The 1,670-nt window shown below is 63.4% G+C and carries 3 protein-coding genes; all 3 read left to right on the top strand.

Annotation, left to right across the window (positions count from 1 at the left end; all coding sequences use genetic code 11):
* On the top strand, positions 1-543 hold a 543-nt coding region (locus EN914_RS34640), incomplete at its 5' end, for an MFS transporter (RefSeq protein ID WP_127389649.1).
* Positions 544-653: 110 nt separating this feature from the next.
* A complete protein-coding gene (locus EN914_RS34635) occupies positions 654-1,391 on the top strand; it encodes a dienelactone hydrolase family protein (RefSeq protein ID WP_024501307.1) in 738 nt (245 codons plus the stop codon).
* A 108-nt stretch (positions 1,392-1,499) separates the two neighbouring features.
* Positions 1,500-1,670: FAD-dependent oxidoreductase (locus EN914_RS34630; protein ID WP_127389648.1), on the top strand; the 171-nt coding region annotated here is incomplete at its 3' end.

The raw sequence follows: 1,670 nt of genomic DNA, 5'->3' as shown, positions 1-1,670 counted from the left end.
AGGGTGATGACCTGCGCCATGACAGACACCGAAACCATGGCGCCGATCTTGCGCGAGCGTGGCTTCGATGCGGCCACCGCCGGCGCCATGGTTTCGGTGTCTGTCATGGCGCAGGTCATCACCTGTCTCGCCGTGCCGTCCTTCGCGATGCGGCTGAAAGACCAGCGCGGCATCAATGTGGCGCTCGTTGCCACGGCGGTGATCGCGCTGCTCGGCATTCTGTTCGCACCGACCTCGACCGTGCTGTTCTGGGCGATCCTGCAAGGCATCGGGCAGGGCGGCCTGATCGCGGCTGCCATGAGCCTAATCGTGCTGCGTTCGCCGGATTCGCATGTCGCCGCGCATCTTTCAGGCATGGCGCAAGGCGTCGGCTATGTGCTGGCGGCATTCGGCCCGCTGCTGGTGGGCCTGATCCGCGACTGGACCGGCAGTTTTTCGGGAACGGCGTTCCTGTTCGTCGCGCTCGGGCTTGGCGTAGCCATTATGGGGCTCGGTGCCGGCCGCGCGCTGCATGTCGGTGCGCGGACGGTGCGAGAAGGCTAGCAATAGCGTCACGCAATCCCGCACGAAATTTTGACTGCCATGCTCAGGGAGCGCCTTGCCGTATAGGCTTGCGCGGATATGTATCGCGCATCTGTCGAACGGAGCGAGCGATGACGAAACACGACCTTCAGATCAAGACCAGGGATGGTGTTGCCAATGCCGGGCTTTTCCGCTCGGCAAACGCATCTCCTGCCAAGGCCGGCGTCATTCTCTATCAGGACGCCTTTGGTCCGCGGCCGGCGCTCGACAGTATGGCCGAGCGACTGGCGAATGAAGGCTATGCGGTGCTGGTGCCCGACCTGTTTTACCGCAATGCGCCTTACGGGCCGTTCGACGCCAAGACCGCCTTCGCCGAGGAAAAGACCAAAATCCCGCTGATGGCGCTGGTCACCGGCACGACGCAGGAGATGACCATCAGCGACAGCGGTGCGTTCCTCGATGCGCTTGCTGCCGAGGGCATTACCGGGCCGATCGGCACCATCGGCTATTGCATGGGCGGCGGTCGATCATTGAATGCGGCTGCAACCTATCCCGAACGGATAAAAGCGGCCGCAAGCTTCCATGGCGGCAATCTCGCCAGCGACGCCGCCGACAGCCCGCATCGCAAGGCAGCCTCGATCAAGGCGCGCGTCTATGTCGGCACATCCGGCGTCGACAGGAGTTTCCCGCCGGAACAGTCGGCGCGCCTGGCCGAGGCGCTCAGGGTTGCGGAAGTAGATCATGTCATCGAGAACTATGCCGGTATGGCGCATGGCTGGTGCGTGCCCGATCATAGCGTTTTCAATGCCGCGGGCGCCGAACGCCACTGGAAGCGCTTGACGATGCTGTTCGCAGAGACGCTGATCTGAGCCTTTGCTTGGCTGTTCTTGCCTGTTGGCTGTCCGCCCCGTTCGCGGTATCAGGTAGCACAAATGCGCTGCGCCGGATGAGTGGGCCGAGCGGGAACGAACAGCCTGATGCAATCCTATGATGTCGTGATCATCGGCACGGGTGCCGCCGGAATGATGTGCGCCGTGGAGGCGGCCAAGCGCGGCCGTTCTGTGCTGATCCTCGATCATGCGGCGGCGCCTGGCGAGAAGATCCGCATCTCCGGCGGGGGCCGGTGCAATTTCACCAACATCCATGCC

This window comes from Mesorhizobium sp. M7A.F.Ca.CA.001.08.2.1 (assembly GCF_003998455.1).
Taxonomy (GTDB): domain Bacteria; phylum Pseudomonadota; class Alphaproteobacteria; order Rhizobiales; family Rhizobiaceae; genus Mesorhizobium; species Mesorhizobium ciceri.
Note: the sequence above shows the minus strand (reverse complement) of the source record. Positions and strands in the feature narration are given on the sequence as shown.